This window comes from Noviherbaspirillum sedimenti, assembly GCF_003590835.1.
GTDB lineage: Bacteria > Pseudomonadota > Gammaproteobacteria > Burkholderiales > Burkholderiaceae_D > Paucimonas > Paucimonas sedimenti.
In genome coordinates this window covers 1,371,437-1,390,756 of sequence record NZ_QYUQ01000002.1, presented here as the reverse complement: position 1 = coordinate 1,390,756, position 19,320 = coordinate 1,371,437, and the positions used below count along the sequence as shown (strand labels likewise).

Annotated in this window: 14 protein-coding genes and 1 tRNA gene; 13 read left to right on the top strand and 2 right to left on the bottom strand. The window is 58.3% G+C overall.

Features of this window, described 5'->3' with window-relative positions; all coding sequences use genetic code 11:
• Positions 1-642: 642 nt before the first annotated feature.
• Together D3878_RS06490 and D3878_RS06485 are read left to right on the top strand one after the other, a co-directional pair.
• A tRNA-Leu gene (locus tag D3878_RS06490) sits at positions 643-735 on the top strand.
• A 177-nt stretch (positions 736-912) separates the two neighbouring features.
• Entirely contained in the window at positions 913-2,133 is a 1,221-nt protein-coding gene (locus D3878_RS06485; protein ID WP_119784724.1) for a tyrosine-type recombinase/integrase, read from the top strand.
• 86 nt (positions 2,134-2,219) lie between these two features.
• Here D3878_RS06485 and D3878_RS06480 read toward each other — a convergent pair whose 3' ends face one another.
• Positions 2,220-3,299 (bottom strand): IS630 family transposase, encoded by a 1,080-nt coding sequence (locus D3878_RS06480; protein ID WP_119783788.1) that lies wholly within the window; start codon positions 3,297-3,299, stop codon positions 2,220-2,222.
• A 91-nt stretch (positions 3,300-3,390) separates the two neighbouring features.
• Here D3878_RS06480 and D3878_RS06475 point away from each other — a divergent pair, with 91 nt between their 5' ends.
• From D3878_RS06475 to D3878_RS06425, 11 genes are all read left to right on the top strand, one after another.
• Positions 3,391-4,266 carry a hypothetical protein gene (locus D3878_RS06475; RefSeq protein ID WP_119784723.1) on the top strand — a complete coding sequence of 292 codons (876 nt, stop codon included), beginning with the start codon at positions 3,391-3,393 and terminating at the stop codon, positions 4,264-4,266.
• A 108-nt stretch (positions 4,267-4,374) separates the two neighbouring features.
• On the top strand, positions 4,375-4,599 hold the full coding sequence (locus D3878_RS06470; RefSeq protein ID WP_119784722.1) for a helix-turn-helix transcriptional regulator: 225 nt from the start codon (positions 4,375-4,377) through the stop codon (positions 4,597-4,599).
• Positions 4,596-4,748 carry a hypothetical protein gene (locus D3878_RS23720; protein WP_158592197.1) on the top strand — a complete coding sequence of 51 codons (153 nt, stop codon included), beginning with the start codon at positions 4,596-4,598 and terminating at the stop codon, positions 4,746-4,748. Before D3878_RS06470 ends, D3878_RS23720 begins: the two co-directional genes overlap by 4 nt.
• Positions 4,745-5,560 carry a toprim domain-containing protein gene (locus D3878_RS06465; RefSeq protein ID WP_119784721.1) on the top strand — a complete coding sequence of 272 codons (816 nt, stop codon included), beginning with the start codon at positions 4,745-4,747 and terminating at the stop codon, positions 5,558-5,560. The genes D3878_RS23720 and D3878_RS06465 overlap by 4 nt, the downstream gene beginning before the upstream one ends.
• The gene (locus D3878_RS06460) at positions 5,557-7,119 is read left to right on the top strand and encodes a YfjI family protein (RefSeq protein WP_119784720.1); all 1,563 of its coding nucleotides are present in this window, start codon (positions 5,557-5,559) and stop codon (positions 7,117-7,119) included. The genes D3878_RS06465 and D3878_RS06460 overlap by 4 nt, the downstream gene beginning before the upstream one ends.
• Complete coding sequence (locus D3878_RS06455) at positions 7,116-7,553, top strand: hypothetical protein (protein WP_119784719.1); 438 nt, start codon at positions 7,116-7,118, stop codon at positions 7,551-7,553. The genes D3878_RS06460 and D3878_RS06455 overlap by 4 nt, the downstream gene beginning before the upstream one ends.
• Positions 7,550-8,227 (top strand): hypothetical protein, encoded by a 678-nt coding sequence (locus D3878_RS06450; RefSeq protein WP_119784718.1) that lies wholly within the window; start codon positions 7,550-7,552, stop codon positions 8,225-8,227. Before D3878_RS06455 ends, D3878_RS06450 begins: the two co-directional genes overlap by 4 nt.
• 358 nt (positions 8,228-8,585) lie before the next feature.
• Positions 8,586-9,023: a DUF2628 domain-containing protein gene (locus D3878_RS23715; protein WP_158592196.1), complete on the top strand. Its 438-nt coding sequence runs from the start codon at positions 8,586-8,588 to the stop codon at positions 9,021-9,023.
• Between the two features lie 707 nt (positions 9,024-9,730).
• Positions 9,731-11,899: a type I secretion system permease/ATPase gene (locus D3878_RS06435; protein WP_119784716.1), complete on the top strand. Its 2,169-nt coding sequence runs from the start codon at positions 9,731-9,733 to the stop codon at positions 11,897-11,899.
• Positions 11,886-13,283 (top strand): HlyD family type I secretion periplasmic adaptor subunit, encoded by a 1,398-nt coding sequence (locus D3878_RS06430; RefSeq protein WP_233556249.1) that lies wholly within the window; start codon positions 11,886-11,888, stop codon positions 13,281-13,283. The genes D3878_RS06435 and D3878_RS06430 overlap by 14 nt, the downstream gene beginning before the upstream one ends.
• Positions 13,284-13,354: 71 nt before the next feature.
• Positions 13,355-17,626: a cadherin domain-containing protein gene (locus D3878_RS06425; protein WP_119784715.1), complete on the top strand. Its 4,272-nt coding sequence runs from the start codon at positions 13,355-13,357 to the stop codon at positions 17,624-17,626.
• Between the two features lie 60 nt (positions 17,627-17,686).
• Here D3878_RS06425 and D3878_RS06420 read toward each other — a convergent pair whose 3' ends face one another.
• Entirely contained in the window at positions 17,687-19,192 is a 1,506-nt protein-coding gene (locus D3878_RS06420) for a tyrosinase family protein (protein WP_119784714.1), read from the bottom strand.
• Positions 19,193-19,320 lie beyond the last annotated feature (128 nt).

Genomic DNA, 19,320 nt, shown 5'->3' with positions numbered 1-19,320 from the left:
TTGAAAAAAGCTATCGTTCTGGCAGGGAACGGCAGTCATTCGCTATCTGCGATAGCGACGGAAATGGAAAAATTAAGTCCCGGGATGCAATGTGCGCGACGGCTGAAACCTGGCGGTATTGTCTTGATGCATGCACTACCCTAAGGATTCAAACAGCGGGTAGTTGACGCAATGGACATGACATTGGCTTTTGATGCAGCGATGAAAGTTTTCCTCCGCGAAACTTATGTCACGGTTAGTTAGTTTTCTTTGGGAAATAGTTCCGCAAAAAATTTTTTATAGGAATTTTTTCGATCCGGCAATCTTGGTCGCACGCTAGATGTGTGCAGAGCGCCAGTCACGGGGGGAGGGATTGGCAAGAAATCGCCAGATGTTAAGATTGCATGCTTGTTGGTGCTTTGGCAGGCATTGCATAGTGTGCAAATGGTTTTACGCCATTTTATGGTACAGTACTGGCTGCTTTAACACTGTTTTAACGCTGACGTGTGATCAACAGAGTGGTCAAGACGTAAGTGCTTGATTTGAAATGATCGAGATGCCTGCTGAAGCGTGGGCGCTGGTTCAACTCCGATCCCGCCCCCGGTTTTCCAGGCATATCCAAAAAGCGCCGCAGGCGCTTTTTTGCTTGTATATCGTTCCAGCGCCTGAGTGGTGAAATTGGTAGACACAGCGGACTTAAAATCCGCCGCTTACCCGAGAGGGGGCGTACCGGTTCGATTCCGGTCTCAGGCACCAAGACCCCGTTTTACACCGTATCAAGAAGTCTCTGATACCCGCATGGTTACTGGCCTTGCGGGTTTTTTATTGTCTCGCGACGGTTCATGCGGTAGCATGAGATACCAACACTTTGATGGTATTTTTGTTGGTACTTTCTGAAGTGCTGAAAATAAAGTACCAACAGCTGGGGGCAGAATGGCACTGACAGATACCTTTATCCGGCAGGTCAAGCACAGCGGCGTGCCGGCAGGCGACAAGCACACCGATGGGGCTGGGCTTTATTTGCTGGTGAATGCCGGCGGCAAGTATTGGCGTATGAACTACCGATTTGCCGGTAAGCAAAAAACGCTGGCGCTGGGCGTGTATCCGGCGGTCTCCCTTGCCAAGGCCAGAAAACGACGGGATGCGGCGCGGGAAAAGCTGGCGGAGGGAATCGACGCTGGCCAGGCGAAGCGTGACGAAAAGCAAGCCAAGGCATTTGCCGCGACCCATACCTTTGAAATGGTGGCGTGTCAGTGGTTGAAAAAAACGGCGGCAGATCGTGCGGCCAGCACGCAAGAGAAAGTGACAACCTGGCTGGAAAAAGATGTTTTTCCATCCATTGGCAAAAAGCCTATTTCCGCCATCGGGCCACGTGATGTGCTGGTGACGGTACAAAAGATGGAGGCGCGCGGTGCGGTTGAATCGGCGCACCGGGTGAAACAGTTATGCGGACAGGTTTTCCGATACGCGGTTGCGACGGGGATGGCTGAGCGTGATGTGACGGCAGACCTTAAGGGTGCTTTGTCAGCCGTTGTAAAGGTCAACTATGCAGCGATTACGGAGCCGAAACCGGTGGGTGAGTTGATGCGCTCCATATATGCATATACGGGGCATCCTTACGCAGCAGCAGCGCTGAAGTTGTCTCCGCTCGTGTTTGTGCGGCCTGGAGAGCTACGTTCCGCAGAATGGGCGGAAATTGATCTTGATGCGGCGGAGTGGCGTATACCTGGCCGAAAAATGAAAATGAAAGTTGATCATCTGGTGCCGCTATCGGCGCAGGCGGTGGAAATCCTGCGGGGCATTCATCCCCTGACCGGACACGGGAAATATGTTTTCCCCAGTATCCGCACCGGCGAACGCTGCATGAGTGAAAACACGATTAACGCGGCATTGCGGGGCATGGGGTACAGCAAAGAGGTAATGACCGCCCACGGGTTCCGGGCGATGGCTCGCACGATCATGGATGAAGTGATGGGTGAACGGGTTGACCTGATCGAGCACCAACTGGCGCACGCGGTGAAAGACCCGAACGGACGCGCATACAATCGCACGGCGCACCTGCCAGCACGGCGGGAAATGATGCAGCGATGGGCGGATTACCTGGACAAGCTGCGCAAGGGGGCGGACGTGGTGCCGCTACGCGCAACAAGTTAAACTTTCAACGCCAGTCCTAGGCTGATCCCCGAAAACCCGTTTCCCTGACGGGCTGGACTGGCACCTTATTACAGGGGCATCTAGTGTCATGAGTTTGAAATTCGCAGACAAAATCGTTCAATACTGGCCATGATGTCATCAGCGGACTTGGTCCAGACAAACGGCTTGGGGGCGGCGTTATTGAGTTTGAGGTAATCGCGAATGGCGTCTTCCAATTGACGGGTCGAACGATGGGTTCCGCGGCGAATTTGTTTTTCGGTCAGCGTGGCGAACCAGCGCTCGACCTGGTTGAGCCACGAAGCAGAGGTCGGCGTGAAATGTACGTGGAAGCGCGGATGACGGGCGAACCAATTGCGGATGGTTGGTGTCTTGTGCGTACCATAGTTATCCATCACCAAATGAATGTCCAAATCGCTCGGAACGGAGGCTTCGATCGTGCGTAAGAATTTCAGAAATTCACTGCTGCGATGCCGCCGGTGCAACTGCCCGATGACTTCGCCCGTGGCAATGTCGAGCGCGGCAAACAAGGTCGTCGTGCCATGACGTTGGTAGTCATGGGTGCGCCGTTCTGCAACGCCAGGAGCCAGCGGCAAGATTGGCTGGGTCCGATCCAACGCCTGAATCTGGCTCTTCTCATCGACGCACAGCACCATCGCCTTGACCGGCGGATCGATGTACAGCCCCACGATGTCGCGGGTCTTCTCGACAAACAGCGGATCGGTGGATAGCTTGAAGGTTTCCTGACGATGCGGTTGCAAGCCAAATGCGCGCCAGATACGGCTGACCGCCGTTTGCGACAGCTTAGCTTCGCGTGCCATGGTGCGCGTACTCCAGTGCGTGGCGTTCGACGGTTTCTCTTCCAGCGTCTTGGCGATCACGGCATCGACGCGCGCATCATCGATCGTGCGCGGCGCGCCCGAGCGGGGGGCGTCCAGCAAACCATCCAATCTCATTTGCACAAAGCGCCCGCGCCATTTCGATACCGTCTGCCCCGTCACTGCAAGTTTGGCGGCGACCGCCTTGTTCTCCGCTCCGTCGGCACATTCCAGCACGATGCGCGAACGCAGAGCCAATGCTTGCGCCGTCTTGCGTCGGCGTGCCCAAGCATGCAATTGTTCTTGTTCTTCTGCGCTCAACACCAACGCCGCTTTCGGTCTGCCTGCCATATCATCCTCACTGTCGAAAACAATAAAACTGGGACAGCGAACAGGCAAAATAATTCAACGAATTTCAAACTCAGGACACTAGGGGGATGCTATGGATTATCCATTCCAAACAATATTTAGTAGCAACGAAGGGGGCGGAGTAATACGCTTGAAGGTCGCCGCCATTTGTGCATGGCTGGACTATGAAGACGGTGGAGGTCATTTTAACGAGGAAGAGATTGCGCCTTTTTTCCAGACCATTGAAAAGACATCGCCAAACGGAAATAAATATGAAGATCAAATAGACCCTCATGCGTTTGTGTTTCTCGAACCAACCGAGAATTTGGCGGCTAGCGTCGAAGAAATGGTGAATGCGCTAATAGTTTCCATCGACAAAGGCCAGCTCAAGCCAGTATTTTTGAAAGTTGGGTTAGATGGCGTAATTGATCCTGTAGAAACTTGGATACTAACGTCTGATTTTTATGAGTGGCTTGAGCCGCGCGGGTTTTACCCTGGAGATGTATGCAATGATTACGATGATGGAGAAGGTAACATCATCAGTCACGCTTATGAAAACGCCTGCGAAATGAGAAAGGAATTTGAAGCACCTTACTTCAATGCCGAGTATAGGGGGCTTAAAAAAGGACTGGATAGTAAGGAGTTTTTGCAGCAGAGATACGAAAACCTTTTTTTGCAGAACACGCTTCTGAAGCAAGGATTTTCCCCTGAAGTGGTGACTGAAGCATTAACCCGTCAAGGCCGTCAAGAAGATTTAGATAACCGCCCTCTCAGGACAAGAGAGAGAAACACCCTACTGTCAATCATTGCCGTACTTTGCGAAGAAGCCAAGTTGAATTACACAAGACACGCAAAAACTGCCGGATTGATTCGAGACATGGCGGAACGTATGGGGCTGAATATTGGCGAATCCACCATTGAGAACCATTTAAAGAAAATTCCCGATGCGCTGGAAACCCGCATGAAATAAGGGTGTTATGGGCAGTTGCCTATTTGATTGGGGCAGTTACCCCTATTCTTATTCCAGAAATTAGACATTTACCCCTACGCGCTACGGCGTATTTTTTAGGGGTATGCAATGTCACAGAAACTTTTTCGTCTTAACGATCTGGCGAGCACGCCGGGAAAGAATGAAGAACCCGCAAAGATTGGATTGTTGCCGGTAAGTCCTGCAACGATCTGGCGCTGGGTACGGGAAGGGAAATTTCCCAAGCCGTTCAAGCTGGGCGATTCCGTTACGGTATGGGATGCGGCAGAGGTAGAAGCCTTCATTGCACAGCGTGCAGGAGGTGCCGACCAATGACCCGCAAAAAAGAATCCGCCGGGGGCTTTGACACCAACACGGCGGACACCAAACACACAAGCAAGATCATATCATTTTGCACCCGCTGCAAGTCGGTTTTCATCCGCCTGGCGCAAGTGCTGGCAACCTTTTTTAGGGGGCTGGCATGAGTAACCATATCGACCAATTCCGGCAAGCGATTGAAGCGGCGGGACTTCCAGCGCCAGCGGAAATTATTGATGACGGCAGCATTCACCGATTCAGCACGAACGGCAAGCGTGGCGATTCAGCAGGCTTTTATATGCTGCATGGTGATGGCATTCCGGCTGGTGCATTCGGCTGCTGGCGTAGCGGATTAACTTCCACCTGGTGCGCGAAGTCTGACCGCGATATGAGCGCCAGCGAGCGCCAAGCCATGCGGGAACGCATCGAGGGCATGAAGCGCCAGCGCGAAGCCGAAAAAGAGAGCAATCAGGCGCAGGCACGGGAAACGGCGGCGCGACTGGTGCAGGCAGCACCGGCAACCCAGCACCCCTATCTGACCACCAAGGGAATCAAACCGCACGGCGCACGCTCGGACGGGGAACGGCTGGTGATCCCCATGCGCGACACTGACGGCACCTTACACAGCGTGCAAACTATCGGGCCGGACGGTGGCAAGTTGTTCTTGCTCGGTGGGCGGGTAAGCGGCTGTTATTTCAGCATTGGCAAACCTGCCGGGCGGCTGATCGTTTGTGAAGGCTTTGCAACCGGCGCGAGCATTCATGAATGCACCGGGCACGCCGTGGCGGTGGCCTTCAATGCCGGCAACCTGCAAGCCGTGGCAGTGGCATTGCGCGCCAAATATCCGAAACTGCCGATCATCATTGCAGCGGATGATGACTATGCGACCGCAGGCAATCCGGGCTTGAGCAAGGCCAGGCAAGCAGCGCGGGCTGTCGGCGGCGTGGTGGCCGTGCCTGACTTCGGGAGGGCGGCATGATCGACGCTCAAACCGATTTCAACGACCTGCACCAGAAATTCGGCGCGGAAGCCGTGAGGGACTGTATCGAGGCGGCGCGATCCCCAGCACCGGAAGCCTGGCCGGAACCGGAACCGCTGGGCGCATTCATTGAATCGCTTGATTATCCAGTGGCCGCACTTCCGGCAATCATCCGTGAAGCCGTGCAAGAGGTAATCAGCTTTGTGCAAGCGCCTGTTGCACTGGCGGCGGGTTCGGCACTATCGGCGGTATCGGTAGCGCTGCAAGGCTTGTATGACGTGCAGAGAGCGCCGGGGCTGACGGGCGTGTGTTCCCTGTACCTGCTGAGCATTGCCGATTCGGGAGAGCGCAAGTCATCTTGTGACGGCTATTTCAGGCAAGGGCTAGAAAGCTGGCAGCGCGAGCAGGAAGAATTGCTCAAGTCGCTGGTGCAACAGTACCGGGCCGACCTGGAAGCATGGGAGAGTGAAAAGGCCGGAATCAAGGAGGCGATCAAGCGGGCGGCGAAAGACGGCAAGGATACCGGCGCACTGAAAAAAGCCTTGCGCGACCTTGAAGGCGACAAGCCGGAACCTGTCCGGGTTCCCTGCCTGATCCGTGGCGACGATACCCCGGAAAATCTAGGATGGGCGCTGATGCGCGAATGGCCTTCGGCTGGCGTGCTATCCAGCGAGGCGGGGATTGTGTTCGGCAGTCACGGCATGGGCGGCGATTCCGTTACACGCAATCTGGCCTTGCTCAATGTCTTGTGGGATGGCGGCGGGATGAAGATCGGCAGGCGCACCAGCGAGAGTTACCGCATCGAGGGCGCACGGCTGACAATGGGGTTGCAGGTGCAGGAAGCGACCTTGCGCGCATTCTTCGACAAGACCAAAGGGCTGGCGCGTGGCACCGGGTTTCTGGCGCGTTTCCTGATTGCCTGGCCGACTTCGACAATGGGGACAAGGTTTTATACGCAAGCACCAGACTGGCAGTGCGTAGGCGCATTTAACCAGCGCATCCGGGCCTTGCTTGATTCCCCATTGAGCATTGATGAAGATGGCCGTCTGACGACCGTCACGCTGGCGCTGTCTGAGCAGGCGCACGCTATCTGGGTTCAATACCTGAATGCTATTGAAGCGCAGTTAGCACCGGACGGCGATCTTGAAGCGGTAAAGGATGTGGCGAGCAAATCAGCAGACAATGCGGCGCGGCTTGCGGCGCTGTTTCATGTGTTCGAGCAGGGAGCCGGGCCAATTACTGCTGATGCAATGAAGCGCGGCGCACAGGTGGCGGCATGGTATCTGCACGAGGCGCGGCGATTCCTTGGACAGTTTGCCTTGCCGGTGGAATTGATGAACGCTGAACGGCTTGAACGCTGGATGATCCAGCATTGCAGGCGGGAGGGATGCGGCGAGGTATCGACACAAACCGCCATGCAATACAGTCCATTGCGTGACAAATCCAGCTTGATGGCATCGGTAAGTCAGCTAGAGGAACGCAACCGGGCGAGGCTTCACACTGATGGCAAGAAGAAGATGATCGTCATCAATCCGGCGCTGCTGGAGGTGCGACCATGAACCTGGCCGATATTGTGCAAGGCAATTGGCTAGAGGGGCTTGCTACTGCTATTCCTGCTATTCATGCTATTCCTGACAGGGAGGGAGCGCCAACAATAGCAACAATAGCGAAAATAGCAGTAGCAAACCCGCCAAAAGAAAAAACGATAGTGCAGATTGATCCTTTTCTTGATCGGCGGGATCGGCTTCATCGGGCCGGATTGAGTGAGGATGATGCGGCGCTGATGGCCTTCAAACTGGAACGGCGCGACCTGGAACAAGATGACCGGCATTTGTGCATCGAATGCTCGCACCTGCACGGCGGCGCTAAAGTCTGGCGGTGTACTCAATGGCACATGCGCCAGCAAACCGGGCCGGATATACCCAGCGATCTGGTAACGGTGATCCTGCACCGATGCGGCGGATTTAATGGCAGATTGGAGGCAGCGGCATGACCAAGAAAGCAGCAGCGAAAAGCAGCACACCGGCCAGCACGGCAAATATTTTGCCAGTGACAGAGGAACCCGGCAAAAGCCGGGATCGGCTATTGGCGGAAGCGGGGCTATCGGCATTTGTTGGCAGCGCGGATACAGCGCGAGTGTTTGCGCAATCGTTTTTCGGTGAACTCGGCATAGGCGAATCAGTGGCAGTCTTGCGGGAGAAATCCGAAAAGATACAGCGCGGCGACCTGGCCGAAGTGGAGGCCAGACTGACGGCGCAGGCGGTGGCGCTGGATGCGATCTTCAACGGGCTGGCAAAGCGTGCGGCGCTGAATATGGGGCAGCATATGGGCGCGTGTGAAACTTATATGCGGCTGGCATTGAAGGCGCAGGCACAATGCCGGGCAACACTGGAAACGCTGGCTGAAGTGAAGTATCCCCGGCATGTGGCTTTCGTGAAGCAGGCCAATATCAGTAACGGGCCGCAGCAGGTGAACAACGGCGCGGATTATCGGAGCGATACGCACGCGCACGCGGAAGAAAAACAAATTCAGCAAAACGAACTATTAGAGGATCAAAGCCATGAGCTCACGCACCTGGACACCGGAGCAAAGAAAACGGCAGGCGGAAGCGATCCGGCGCTGGAAACCGTGGGAACAATCCACCGGGCCAAAAAGCGCAGAGGGTAAGGCCAAGGTTTCCGGTAATGCCTATATCGGCGGCGAATCGGCGAAGCTGCGGCAGGCTATCAAGGCGCTGAATCAGGCATTGCGCGAGCAAAAGGAATGGTTAGATTAGCAGTGCTTCCCGGTAGTTTGACCCAAAGCAAAACAATATGAGGATAATTCAGACGCGAAATTCGTTAGCCTTTATTCTGGCTCCAGAGCAAGCGAAAATCATAAGCTTAGATTTAATTTAAATCGCTCATAAATATAAGAGGCGTTGTTAAAAGGAATATTTTTTATAAGTAACAGGTTGATGGGACGAAAAATGATTGAATAGGATGAAACAGATCGTGTAAATGACGTAATGACGAGAGGGGGACGAATGGCACGTATTTTTGAAAATCCAGCGAATAAGCATAGGGAAGAAGTAGATTCCGGTGCTTCGATAGCAGTATTTTTCTTTGGTGTGCTGTACTTGGCAATCAAGGGGTTATGGGGGCACGTCTTTATCTGGCTTGTCATCGTCGTGCCTATGACAATTGCCACCGGTGGGCCTGGACTGATTCTATTTTTACCACTTGCATCAATTATTTATGCGGCAATTATTCAAGGAATAGTATCCAATTCATACCTAAAAAAAGGATGGATGGAACTCCATGAAGTTGAAAATGTAGGGCCTGATTTGGTTACGGACACATTCATGAATCGGTCAGTCGCACCGACGAAGCCAGAAATGAAAAGATGCCCCTTCTGCGCCGAAGATGTGAAATACGAGGCGGTCAAATGCAAACACTGTCAGTCCGATCTATCATTCGCTTGAATTAAAAGATCAGACGCTAACAAATTTATTACACATAATTACGATGGCGATCACGGTGTGAATCAGGCATTGCGGAAGCAAAAAGAATGGATAAGCTAGGGGGGCACAAATCTCTGCTGCATCGACCAACCGGAAACCGCCCGGTTTCTCACGCACAGATTATTTTCCCCTTTTGAATTTTTATTCAAATCAGCAAATGCCCGGCTGCTGGGGCTGGCGACTGTTGATGTTTGTTAATCAAGATCGGGAGGGGCGGGTTAAAAGTCTGCCACTTCATGCCGGGACACCGCCTGGTATCCTTCCTTTTGATAAACGTGATCAAAAAAAGCCAAAATGCTGGGCACGCCGGTTCACCACGGTTTATTTTGTCGCAAGATCGGCGCAAAGGGGGATACTTTTCATTTTGTCGGTATTTTTGACGGTACTTTCATTGTTCTAATAATTGAAACCCTTTATTCATGCGGGTTTCTGGCTTAAATGTGGTTCCGGTCTCACCCCGTTTTATCCCCCCATCAATCAATTGCAAAGCCTGCCAGTTTTCACGGGTGCGCCATGGCAGCGTCAACTCGCTGATTCAATTGAATATATCCAGGCCGAAGGAACGCGCCGTTGATTGACGTACGCTAGTCTCGCGGTTGTGTAATCTCAAGGACGCGCCAATGCCCGGCCATTAGGATCAAAAGGCTCAAACTATCCGGATTGCTGGCATGCTGAAAGCCGACGCCCAGAATCAGGCCGACCCTGAATGGTATGTTCCGCCTGAACTCGAAGAGCATGATGACCCGCTGCTTGCATGCCTTCTGGCGCTGGCCCGGCTGCATGACCGGGTTGTCAACCGTTCTGCGTTGCTGGTGGGGCTGCCATTGGAAGGCGGTTGCCTGACGCCGGCACTGTTCTTGCGGGCTGCGCGCCGCATCGGTCTCAATGCCGCGTTGTCACGGCGCGCCCTGGATCAGCTCGCAGAAGCACTGCTGCCAGTGGTGCTGCTGTTGCAGGGTCGCAGAGCCTGCATCCTGATCCGTATCGAAGGCGATACCGCCCATCTGCTCACACCCGAAAAAGGTGCGACCAGCATGCCGCTTGCGCTGTTGCGTCAGTGTTATGCCGGTGTCATGCTGCTGGCCCGGGCCGAGCTTGCCTGTGACGAACGCAGCGCAGCCAGTGCGCCGCCGGCGCGGGACCACTGGCTGCGCGATGCGCTGGTGCCATTATGGCCACTGTACAGCGAAGTGCTGCTGGCGTCGTTGATGATCAATCTGTTCGCGTTGTGTATGCCGCTGTTTTCAATGAACGTGTATGACCGCGTGGTGCCCAACCAGGCCAGCGCGACGCTGTGGGCGTTGACGGCCGGCATGGCAAGCGTCACGCTGTTCGATTTCGGCATGCGCATGCTGCGCGGCTATTTCATCGACATCGCAGGCAAGCGAATCGACCTGCAACTGTCATCGCAGGTGTTCGAACGGGTGCTGGACTTGCGCATGGCGGCCCGGCCCGTATCAGCTGGCGCCTTCGCCAACAATCTGCAGGAATTCGAGAGCGTGCGCGATTTCGCCACTGCGGCAACGGTGGCCGCACTGGTGGACCTGCCATTTGTCGCCGTGTTCATTGCCGCCATGTGGTGGGTGGGGGGCAGCCTGGCGTGGATTCCCTTGCTGGCCATACCCATCATTGTCGTCGCTGGGCTTCTGCTGCAATTGCCACTGGTGCAGCTGGTGGAAGCGAGCAGCCGGCTTGGCGGGCAGCGCCAGGCGATGCTGGTGGAAAGCCTGGTTGGCCTGGAGGCAGTCAAGGCCGCCGGGGCGCAGGGCATGCTGCAGCGGCGCTGGGAAAACCTGCTGGCGCAGATGGCCATGCTGGGACTGAAGGCGCGGCTGCTGTCGGCATGCGCGCTGAACTTCGCGCAATTCGTGCAGCAGACGGCCTATCTGATCGTCATTGTCTTCGGCGTGCTGCAGATTGTCGAGGACCGGCTGACTCTGGGCGGATTGATCGCCTGCACCATCCTGGCCGGGCGGGCGTTGGCGCCCTGGTCGCAGGTGGCAGCGCTGCTGACCCGCTACCATCAGGCGCGCAATGCGCTCCATGTCACCGGAGGCCTGATGAAGCTGCCGGTGGAGCATGTCGCCGGGCAGCGCTTCCTGCAGCGCGGCGTCCTGCGCGGAGAGATCGAATTCCGCAACGTCGGTTTCAGCTATCCGGGGCAGCAGGGCGCGGCGCTGTCCAATGTGTCGTTCAGCATCGCCGCCGGCGAGCGAGTAGCGATCATCGGCCGCATCGGCTCCGGCAAGACTACCGTGGAAAAACTGATGATGGCGCTCTACGAGCCCTGCAGCGGCACCGTGCTGGTGGACGGCACGGATGTCCGCCAGCTTGATCCGGCATCGCTGCGCCGCCAGATCGGCCATGTGCCGCAGGACATCATGCTGTTCTATGGCAGCATCCGCGACAACATCGTGCTGGGCGAGAGCGGCGTGGACGATGAAGCCGTGCTGCGCGCGGCGGCGATCGGCGGGGTGGCCGATTTCGTGTCCGCTTCGCCGCAGGGCTATGACCAGGCGGTCGGCGAACGCGGCGTGAATCTGTCGGGCGGCCAGCGTCAGGCGATTGCAATCGCCCGCGCCGAGTTGCTGGCGCCGCCGATCCTGCTGATGGATGAGCCCAGCAGCGCAATGGACGCCCGCTCCGAACAGCTGTTCAAGGACAGGCTGTCGGCGCAGATCGAGGGCCGCACACTGGTGCTGGTGTCGCATCGCGGCTCGCTGCTTTCGCTGGTGAACCGGGTGCTGGTGCTGGATCAGGGCAGGCTGGTGGCCGATGGGCCGCGCGACGCCGTGCTGGCCGCACTGGCGGCGGGGAAACTCCATGTTGCGCGCTAAGCCGATGCCGGTGCCGCAAAGCGCTTCCGGCTGGGAGGCGGGGAGCGCGCTCATGTCCGAGCCGGTAAACGATGCCGAATACCTGCAAGGCGCGCAGGCGCACCTGCTGCACGGCCCGCGTCGGGTGACCCGTTGGGCATTCTGGCTGGCGCTGCTGTTCTGGACGATCGCGCTGGCATGGGCAGCGCTGGCCGAGGTCGACGAGTTTGCCGTGGCGGAGGGCAAGGTGATTCCATCCAGCAGGGTGCAGGTGGTACAGAACCTGGAAGGCGGCATCATTGCCGAAATACTGGTGCGCTCCGGCGATGCGGTAAAAAAAGACCAGCCGTTGCTGCGCATCGACAAGGTGCGCTTTGCGTCGGCGACGGAAGAAGGACGGGCCAAGGAGCGCACGCTGCTGGCACGCATTGCGCGCCTGGCGGCCGAAGCCGATGGTACACCGTTCGCGCCGCCGGCGGCGCTGGCGAACACCCATCTGGCCCTGGTGGCGGAGGAATCGTCGCTGTATGCCAGCCGCCAGCAGGCGCTGCGCGCCAACCTCGCGGTGTTGCAGCAGCAGGCCGAACAGCGCCTGCAGGAGCTGGCCGAGAAACGAGCCCGGCAACAGCGCCTGCAAGAGAGTTACGCGCTGGTTTCCAGCGAGCTGAGCATGGTGCGTCCCATGGCCAGCCAGGGCTATATTGCGCAAATCAATAAGGTGCGTCTGGAACGCGAGGCAAATGATCTGCAGGGCGAGCTGGAGGCAGCCCGGCTGGCGCTGCCGCGGCTGGAGTCTGCCCTGCGCGAAGCACGCCGGAAGTCGGATGAACAGGGCTCGCGGTTTCGCGCCGAGGCCATGAAGGATCTCAGCCTGGCACGCGCCGAACTGGCCGCGCTGTCTGCTATCAACACCGAACTGGAAGACCGGCTGCGGCGCACCGAAGTGCGGGCACCCCTGGCCGGCGTCGTCAAACAGCTCAAAGTGCATACGGTTGGCGGCGTCATCCAGCCTGGCATGGACTTGATGGAGATCGTCCCGCATGGCGACACGTTGTTGATCGAGGCCAGGGCGCGGCCTGCCGATATCGCCTTCCTGCGGCCGGGCCAGGAAGCCATGGTCAAGCTGAGCGCGTACGACTTTTCAATTTACGGCGGATTTCCCGGCAAGCTGGAACAGGTGGGCGCCGATACGCTAACGCCGGACAAGCCGGGCGAACGGGCGGAAAGTTATTACCTGGTGCAGGTACGGACGCGCGGCAGCACGCCGACGGGATCCCGGGAGGCACTATCCATCATGCCCGGCATGGTGGCAACGGTGGATATACGTACCGGCAGGCGGACCGTGCTGCATTATCTGCTCAAGCCGATCGTCAAAATCAGGGATGGCATGCTGCGGGAACGGTAGCGCAAGGGGAGTTGCTTGTTACATCGGCCTGCAAGAGAGTTCGCTGGCCATAACTTCACGAAAGGCTGATCATGGCAATTATCAACGGCACCATCAATGCAGACACGCTGGATGGCACCAGCAACAATGATGTCATCACCGGCAATGGCGGCGCCGACCTTTTGAGCGGCAATGGCGGCGCGGACCGCTTCGTCTATGCCGTCGCGGCCGATTCGGTGCCGAATGCGAACTGGGCGGTGCCGCCGGACGGCACGGTGACGCGGACCTGGGATGTCATCACGGATTTTACACAGGGCGTCGACAAGATCGATGTGAGCGCCTTCCTGGGCGCCACCGACCTGGCCTGGGGCAATACCACCCCCAACGGGAATTCTGTCTGGTTTGCCAAGTCGGGCAGCAGCACGTTCGTCTATCTCGACGTGGGCGGGCAGCCGCCGCCGGAGCTGATGATCGAACTGCAGAACACCACCTCGCTGGTCCTGACGGCGAACGACTTCATCGGCGTGACAGGCGGGGCGACCGACGTCAATGCCGAACCGGTGATCACTTCGCCGGCAACCTACACGGTCGCCGAGAACAGTGCCGCGGTGGGCACGGTGACTGCGACCGACGCCGACAGTCCGGTGCTGACCTACAGCCTGGTGGGGGGCGGCGATGCGGCGCGTTTCGCCATCAATGCCAATACCGGCGCGTTGAGCTTCGTCACGCCGCCCAATTTCGAGGCGCCGGCGGATGCGGGCGCCGATAATGTCTATAACCTGACGGTGCAGGTCAGCGACGGTATTTCGAACACGACTCAGGCGATTGCCGTCACGGTGACCGATGTGGTCGAGGCGCCCAACAGCGCCGCGCCGGCGATCACGTCGCCGGCGGCGTACACGGTGGCCGAGAACGCCACGGCGGTTGGCGCGGTCACTGCGACGGACGCCGACAGTCCGGTGCTGACCTACAGCCTGGTGGCGGGCGGGGATGCGGCGCTGTTTACCATCGATGCCAACACGGGCGCGCTGAGCTTCGTCACGGCGCCCAATTTCGAGGCGCCGGCGGATGTGGGCGCCAACAATATTTATAACCTGACGGTGCAGGTCAGCGACGGTGCCTTGAATACGACTCAGGCGATTGCCGTCACGGTGACCGACGTGGTCAATGAAACCCTGACGGGCACTGCCGGCAACAATACGCTGGTCGGCGCCGGCGGCAATGACGTTTTCACCGGCAATGGCGGCGCCGACCTTTTGAGCGGCAATGGCGGCGCGGACCGCTTTGTCTATGCCGCAGCAGCCGATTCGGTGCCGAATGCGAACTGGGCGGTGCCGCCGGATGGCACGGTGACGCGGACCTGGGATGTCATCACGGATTTTACACAGGGCGTCGACAAGATCGATGTGAGCGCCTTCCTGGGCGCCACCGACCTGGCCTGGGGCAATACCACCCCGAACGGGAACTCGGTCTGGTATGCCAAGTCGGGCAGCAGCACCTTTATCTATCTGGACGTGGGCGGGGTGCCGCCACCGGAACTGATGATCGAGTTGCAGAACACCACCGCGCTGGTTCCGATAGCAAGCGATTTCATCGGCGTCGTGGGCGGGGCCAGCGGCGTGAATGTCGCGCCGGTGATCACGTCGCCGGCGGCGTACACGGTCGCCGAGAACGGCACTGCGGTGGGCACCGTGACCGCGACGGACGCCGACAGCCCGACGCTGACCTACAGCCTGGTGGCAGGCGGGGATGCGGCGCGTTTTGCCATCAATGCCAATACCGGCGCGCTGAGCTTCGTCACTGCGCCGAATTTCGAAGCGCCGGCGGATGTGGGCGCCAACAATGTCTACAACCTGACGGTGCAGGTCAGTGATGGCGCCTTGAACACGACGCAGGCGATCGCCGTCACGGTGACCGATGTGGTTGAGGCGCCCGTGATCACGTCGCCGGCGGCGTACACGGTCGCCGAGAACGGCACTGCGGTGGGCACCGTGACCGCGACGGACGCCGACAGCCCGACGCTGACCTACAGCCTGGTGGCAGGCGGGGATGCGGCGCGTTTTGCCATCAATGCCAATACCGGCGCGCTGAGCTTCGTCACTGCGCCGAATTTCGAAGCGCCGCTCGATGTCGGCGCCAACAATGTCTACAACCTGACGGTGCAGGTCAGCGACGGCGCCTTGAACACGACGCAGGCGATCGCCGTCACGGTGACCGATGTGGTTGAGGCGCCCAACAACGCCTCACCGGTGATCACGTCGCCGGCGGCGTACACGGTCGCCGAGAACGGCACTGCGGTGGGCACCGTGACCGCGACGGACGCCGACAGCCCGACGCTGACCTACAGCCTGGTGGCAGGCGGGGATGCGGCGCGTTTTGCCATCAATGCCAATACCGGCGCGCTGAGCTTCGTCACTGCGCCGAATTTCGAAGCGCCGCTCGATGTCGGCGCCAACAATGTCTACAACCTGACGGTGCAGGTCAGTGATGGCGCCTTGAACACGACGCAGGCGATCGCCGTCACGGTGACCGATGTGGTTGAGGCGCCCGTGATCACGTCGCCGGCGGCGTACACGGTCGCCGAGAACGGCACTGCGGTGGGCACCGTGACCGCGACGGACGCCGACAGCCCGACGCTGACCTACAGCCTGGTGGCAGGCGGGGATGCGGCGCGTTTTGCCATCAATGCCAATACCGGCGCGCTGAGCTTCGTCACTGCGCCGAATTTTGAAGCGCCGGCGGATATGGGCGCCAACAATGTCTACAACCTGACGGTGCAGGTCAGTGATGGCGCCTTGAACACGACGCAGGCGATCGCCGTCACGGTGACCGATGTGGTTGAGGCGCCCGTGATCACGTCGCCGGCGGCGTACACGGTCGCCGAGAACGGCACTGCGGTGGGCACCGTGACCGCGACGGACGCCGACAGCCCGACGCTGACCTACAGCCTGGTGGCAGGCGGCGATGCGGCGCGTTTTGCCATCAATGCCAATACCGGCGCGCTGAGTTTCGTCACTGCGCCGAATTTTGAAGCGCCGGCGGATGTGGGCGCCAACAATGTCTACAACCTGACGGTGCAGGTCAGTGATGGCGCCTTGAACACGACGCAGGCGATTGCCGTCACCGTCACGGATGTCGCCAACGAGGGGATCGTTGGCACTGCCGGCAATGACACGCTGAATGGCACCGCCGGCAATGATCTCATCAATATTTCGGCAGGCGGTAATGATACGGTTGCCGCGGGCATCGGCAACGACACCATATTGGCCGGTGCTGCGTTTAACACCAACGATCGCATTGATGGCGGAACTGAAACCGATGACACGGTGCAGATCGACACGCTGGTCCTCGACGGGAACTATGCAGGCGGCGTGACGTTCGGTGCAACCACGCTGGTCAATGTGGAAGAGATTACGCTTGCGGCGGGCAATAGTTATAGCTTGACGACACATAATGCCACTGTGGTCGCGTCCACTCTCAGCATAGATGGCTCTGCGCTGGGCGCCGCCAATATCCTGACTGTCAATGCCGCAGCGGAAACCGAAGCCGGTACCAGTTATGTGATTACGGGTGGTGCCGGTAATGACGTGCTGACTGGCGGTGCCGGGTCCGACTACTTCGACATCAGCTTTGGCGGCAATGACATTATCAACGGCGGCGGCGGGCGCGATACCTTTTTCGCCGGCGCTGCCCTGACTGCCGCTGACCAGATAAATGGTGGTGCCGGCACCGACTTTGCCTACCTGAGCGGCAATTACGGCGCCGGGCTGACCTTCGGCGCCAATACCCTGCTCAATGTCGAGGTGCTCGTGGTCCAGGCCGGCAACAACTACAACCTGACCATGAACAATGCGATGCTGACTGGCAGCCAGCAATTTTCGGTGGATGGCTATAGCCTAGGCAGCGGCAACTCGCTGACAGTGAACGCCGCGGCAGAAACCAATACCGGCACATCGTACACACTGGCAGGCGGTGCGGGTAATGACAGGCTGATCGCCGGTGCCGGTAATGATGTATTGATCGGCAATGGCGGCAACGATACCCTGACTGGCGGCACAGGCAATGACGTCTTTGATTTCAATGCCATCGCCGATCGCGGTACCAGCGGCGACGTCATTACCGACTTCAGCAGAAGCGGGGCAAATGGGGTAGACGTGCTGAACCTGCAAGACCTGCTGCAGACGTTTGCGGGTTATAACGGGAACAACGCATTCAATGGCGGTTACCTGCAGTTCAACATTGCATCCGGCACTGGCACCACGGTGCGGGTTGATACCAACGGCGGCGCCAATTCCTATGTCACGCTGGCTACTCTTACCGGCGTTCTGCTGCAGCAGAGCGATACTGCCAACTACGTGCTGTAATCCGTAGCGGCCGGCATGACGCCGGCCGCGTAGTCGAACTATTGTTGCACTACTGATGCACTACTGATCGTCCTGGCGAGACAGTTCAAGCCGGACTTCACCGATGCTGATCACGGTGCCGGCCGGTGAGGTATCACCACTGACACGGATGAAAGAAATCGTCAGGCTGCGGGGATTTTCCGCGATCATTTCCCGCAGTGGTGCGGTAAGCGGAAAGGTCAGGCGTGCTGTGCCAGGATTGCTGCCGCTGCGGCCCATGTTCATGTGAGCGCGATGTTCAGCGCCGGCAATTTCGAACGGCCCGATGCTACCGACCAGGTTTGTGGCTTCGGCATTTGTGACATCGGTATTGGACGGCAGGTTGATATACACGTTATAGAAGAAGCCGCCATTGCGGCCTGAATCGCTGATGCTCACGCTATCCAGCACCAGCAGCACCGAGCGGTAAGGCGTGGCCGGCGCGGCAGGCGCTCCATCAATCTGCGCGAGCGTGCGCTCGAGCAGATCGACCGAACCGGTTTCGACGCCCAGTTCGGCGCTGACGGACGCTTCGTTGAGCTGGACGTTCAGCACGCCGCCCAGTGACTGCCCATCGCTAACATTTCTGGCTCCGGACGACTGGAATTTGCCGTTGACTGGGCGCGACAGCAGGCGCGCGGTTCTGGCTGAAGTGCGCGGGCCGAGTTGAGCCAGTTGCTGATCTTCCTTCATGCTTGCCAACATGATGCCGCCGGCATTGTCGCGTGCCGCCACCGGCAGCGAAGACGGCATACTTTCGTTCTGGTAGGAATAGTTAAGGCTGCCGGTGCTAATTGTCGTGACGCGGGCCAGCGAGAGCCTGGTCGCGTAGGTTAAATTGCCGCTCCAGTAACTGTTGTTGGCAGGCGGCGTGGTACGGCCGCCGCCTGCCTGCTGCCAGGCTGACCACAGACGGTCGACATTGGCATGGTGCAGCCAGAAAATCGGATCGGTGGGCGACTGCATGGTCGCCATCGCATTGCCGAGAATGTTATGCACCGGGTTGTGCGGCATGTTTTCAAAAGAGGTTTCGAAGGCATTGGGCAGGCCGCGCTGCATGTTGGTGACGGTGCTGGCGAACGGCGCCATGGTCAGTGCGTCAATGACATTGGTATTCATGCGCGGCGCATACAGGGGATTATAGCTGGCAGGATTGGTAAATTCGGGCGGCAGTGACGGGTTGATGTAGTAATCCCAGTAGGGCAACACCAGCGACTTGTTGCCCGATACGGCACGGAGCTGCTGCTCAAAGTAATACAGGTAGCCGCGGTGCCAGGAAAGGAAGTAGGGGATGTCATGTGGGCAAAAATTCTGGTGCACGTTAATCCAGTAACTCCAGCTGCGCTTGTCGGCCGCGTTGGTGTTTGCTCTCATGCGGGCGATTGCGTCGAGCAGTGAGGCATAGTTGCGCGTGGTCTTGAAGGTGTTCCAGTCCAGGCGCTGGACCGGGGTTGTCTGCGCGAGCAAGTCGCGGCCGGGTATGCCTGCCACCAGCAGTGCGGACGTACCTTTGATGAAATCGCGTCGGGTAAGTTTGTATGATTGCATGATGGGCGGCCGCTGGTAATGGAGCTTCGATGATATGCGGTGCTTTGATGCCGCCCTTGAGCAAGCACAATGGGACCTGTTGACCAAGTCGTAACAAGCGCGGTGCTGCGCAATCAATCCGCGACAAA